At 68.9% G+C, this 1,893-nt stretch carries 3 protein-coding genes; 2 read left to right on the top strand and 1 reads right to left on the bottom strand.

Features of this window, described 5'->3' with window-relative positions; translation table 11 throughout:
* On the top strand, positions 1-474 hold a 474-nt coding region (locus QN345_RS18495; protein ID WP_323509052.1), incomplete at its 5' end, for an amidohydrolase family protein.
* Positions 452-1,078 (top strand): HutD family protein, encoded by a 627-nt coding sequence (locus tag QN345_RS18490; protein WP_134559173.1) that lies wholly within the window; start codon positions 452-454, stop codon positions 1,076-1,078. The genes QN345_RS18495 and QN345_RS18490, both read left to right, overlap by 23 nt.
* A gap of 14 nt (positions 1,079-1,092) precedes the next feature.
* On the opposite strand, the gene QN345_RS18485 is transcribed toward QN345_RS18490, so the two are convergent.
* A partial coding sequence (locus QN345_RS18485; protein ID WP_323509051.1) for an HNH endonuclease signature motif containing protein occupies positions 1,093-1,893 on the bottom strand: 801 nt, incomplete at its 5' end.

Here is a 1,893-nt window from a genome sequence, read left to right as displayed (position 1 = left end):
GTCGACCACTGCAACTACCTGACTCCCGCCGACTTCGATGCCCTCGCCGCGTCGGACACGGTGGCGACCGTACTGCCGGCCTGCGACCTGTCCACCCGGGAACCACTCGCGCCGGCCCGCGCGCTCCTCGACGCGGGCATCACCGTGGCGATCGCGACCAACTGCAATCCCGGCACCTCATACACGACCTCGATGCAGTTCTGCATCGCAACGGCCGTGCTGCAGATGCACCTGACCGTTGAGGAAGCCGTGCGCGCGGCCACTCGAGGCGGTGCCCGCGCCCTCGGGCGTGACTCGGGGGTGGATGCCGTCGGCTCGCTCCGGGTCGGCGGTCGCGCCGATCTGCAGGTACTTGACGCGCCCTCCATCTCGCACATCGCCTATCGGCCGGGGGTGCCGCTGACCGCCGCCACCTGGCTGCTCGGACAGCGCGTGCCCACGGTGGTGACCCATGCCGCCCGAGCAGCGTTCTGACGCCGTCTCCCGCGCGAGCGCCCGGGTGCCGGTCGCCTGGCGTAATGGCGGAGGCTGGACGAGCACTGTGGCCGTAGCGCCCCCTGCGGCGACAATGGACGATTTCGACTGGAGGGTCAGCATCGCGACGATCGCCGGCGACTCGGCATTCTCCGAGTTCGCCGGCATCGACCGATACCTCGTCCCGCTGTCCGCGGCCGGGCTCGACCTGACCATCGACGGCACCTTGCAACACATCAGCCAGTACGAGGTCTGCGCTTTTCCCGGGGAGAGCCTCGTCTCATCGACAGGTTCGGCGGAGAGCTCCGACGACCTGAACCTGATGCTGCGCCGCACCGCCGCGACGGGTTCCCTCCGGGTCGAGCGTCTCACCGACCCGTTATCGGTGATGCCGGGACCCGACGAGAGCGTCCTGGTCGTCGTCCTCGAGGGCGAGGTCGAGATCGACGGCGCGCCAGGCACGGACTCCCTTGCCCTGGGCCTCCGCGACGCCATGCTGGTCGCGCCGGGACAGTCCCAGACGCTCCGCGGCGAAGCTATCGTGGCTTTCGGGTCCACGGCGGTCAGGAACATCCCGTCGGTGCCGGACATCACTGTCACCTGATTCAGCCGGGCCGGTCAGTCGCGGTTGGGTGGTCCGGTGAGGATCTGGTGGGCGCGGTGTCGGTTCGGTGGCCGCCAGAGTCGTTGCGGGTCGATGAGTCCGGGGGCCCGGACTTGTGGTGAGCCTTTCACCATCCGGATTTCCCACCCGGAGGTGTCGATGGTGTGGTGGTGGAACCAGCACAGTAGTACCCCGTTGTCGACGTTGGTCGGTCCGTCCTGCGCCCAGGGCTTCACGTGGTGTACTTCGGCCCAGTGCGCCGGGGCTTTGCAGCCGGGGATTATGCAGCCGCCGTCCCGGGCGGTAATCGCCCGGCGCTGCGCCCGGTTGAAATAGCGCCGCTCCGGACCCAGCTTGATGACTTCGTTGTTCGCCCCGAACAGGACCCCTTGGAAGCCGCCGTCACAGATGCGCTGGTGCACTGTCTTGAGCGATACCGGGGCCTCGACCCCGTCGATCCACCCCACCCCGACCCCGGAGGCGAGGTCTGCGGCGTTCACGTGCACCATCACGGTCGGGGCGGATCCGCCCATGCTGGGCGTGTCCTCGTCGCGGGCGGCGTGTTCGAACAACGCCCGGAGGATGTCGGCGCGTTTCTCCCCACTCGTGCGGGTGTCCGCGCGCCGCTCCCGGAGCTCTGCTTCGATCACGTCCAGCTCCGGGCCTGTGTCGGCGTCGGTACCCGCGGTCTCGGCGCCGGGGATCATCTGCCCGGAGTCCATCAGGGCCTGTTCCTCGGCGGTGGGGAACGCGGGCCGGGCGTGGAAGCTGAGGAAGGCGTCGAACATCGTGTTCATGATCCCGAACAGTTCCGG

This window comes from Cryobacterium sp. 10I1 (genome assembly GCF_035019805.1).
Lineage (GTDB): Bacteria > Actinomycetota > Actinomycetes > Actinomycetales > Microbacteriaceae > Cryobacterium > Cryobacterium glucosi.
The sequence above is the reverse complement of the archived record's forward strand: the minus strand, read 5'-3'. Positions and strand labels throughout refer to the sequence as shown.